The 1492-nt window shown below is 70.7% G+C and carries 1 protein-coding gene; it reads left to right on the plus strand.

The genetic code is table 11. From position 1 onward, the window contains the following. Positions 1 to 219: 219 nt before the first annotated feature. Positions 220 to 1320 (plus strand): peptidoglycan recognition family protein, encoded by a 1101-nt coding sequence (locus tag G6026_RS13620; protein WP_182613482.1) that lies wholly within the window; start codon positions 220 to 222, stop codon positions 1318 to 1320. The last annotated feature ends 172 nt before the right edge of the window (positions 1321 to 1492 follow it).

A 1492-nucleotide genomic window follows, 5' to 3' on the forward strand; every position in this document is an offset into this window, starting at 1 on the left:
CGGGGGCGGGCCGTGCGGAGGCGGGGGCGGGTTGTGCGCGAGGGCCCGCCGTGTGTCACCCGGAGCGCCCAGAATTCGCCTCTTGAGCCACAGTGGCCACATGTATCACTGCGGTAACGTTTATCTCGATTTGGTTACGCCGAGCGCGTAATGTCTCCGGTGATCGCGCCGATATGCCAGGCGTCACTTTTCTGCAGTTCGAGTCTGGAGTGCCCCCTTATGCCCGTTTCACGCCGTGGGTTCCTCGCCGCAGCGTCAGTCGGCGTCGGCGTCGCTGTCGCCTCCTCCGTTCGTGGCCCCTTGGCCGGGGCCAATCCGTTCGACACCGGTTCCCTCGGCATGGCGCAGGATCTGCTCCAGTCGGTCCCCACCGGCAGTGGAATGATCCAGCCGAACGGCCCGCTCGGCTACGTCGGGGTGACGTTCCCGAGCGCCGAGGAGATCGCGGGGCGCATCCGCTTCGCCTTCCCCGACGGCTCCGTGGGCGACTGGCTCCCGCTCGAGGCGATGGATTCCGCCCCGGACAGCGGCAGCACGCCCGCCTCCGATCTCATCGCGGCGCCGGAGGGGTCGGTGGGCTACGAGGTGGACGCACCCGCGGGCGCCCGTGCCACTGCATTCGACGACGGACGTGGCGCACCGCGCAACTACAGCCTCGGCAGCGTCGGCACGCTCGGACTGCCGATCATCCCGCGGGCCGCCTGGGGCGCCGGTGACGTCTCGGGGAACCGTTGGGCGCCGCAGTTCTTCCCGGCGCAGGCGATCACGATCCACCACACGGCCTCGCCCGTCGGGCCGGACCGCGCGGCCAGCGTCCGCGCGATCTACAACTACCACGCCAACACCCTGGGCTGGGGCGACGTGGGATACCACCTGCTCATCGACCCGGAGGGCCGGATCTACCAGGGCCGCGGCGGAACCGTGGGCGGGACCCCTGTCTTCCAGGTGCCCCCTGTCGCCGGTGTCGCTCCCCCGGTGGTCACCGCGGGCCACACCGGTGGCGTCAACAACGGCAACATCGGCGTCTGCCTCCTGGGTGACTTCACCGGGGCGCCGCCGACCGCCGCTGCCGTGGGCGCGACCATCGACTGCGTTCGTGCGCTGTGTTCGGCCACCGGCATCAATCCGCGGGGCGGGATCACCTACCGCAACCCGCAGGGCGGGGCCACGCGCAACATGCCGGCCGTCTCGGGCCACCGCGACTGGGGCGGCACCGCCTGCCCGGGCAATTCGTTCTACCCGCAGATGCAGTTCATCCGCGACGTCGCCGCACGCAACTGGGTCCCGAGCGCCGTGTCATCGGCGGCCTTCGGGTCCTGAGTTCGGTCTGACCGACCCGCTTCACCCATCGAGAAGAGCGTTCCGAACCTCCCCACTCGCGGGATGTGTTCGGAACGCTCTTCTCGTTCCACGAGGCCGGCGGGGCATCCCGAGGCGACGGCGGTGGCCTCCTCGGCAGCCACACGAGGACGCCCCACGACAGGCGCGGGCG

It is taken from the genome of Dietzia sp. DQ11-38-2, assembly GCF_014145055.1.
Taxonomy (GTDB): domain Bacteria; phylum Actinomycetota; class Actinomycetes; order Mycobacteriales; family Mycobacteriaceae; genus Dietzia.

Coding starts and splice junctions, on each gene's coding strand:
- G6026_RS13620 (WP_182613482.1), top strand. CDS start 220: ATGCCCGTTTCACGCCGTGGGTTCCTCGCCGCAGCGTCAGTCGGCGTC.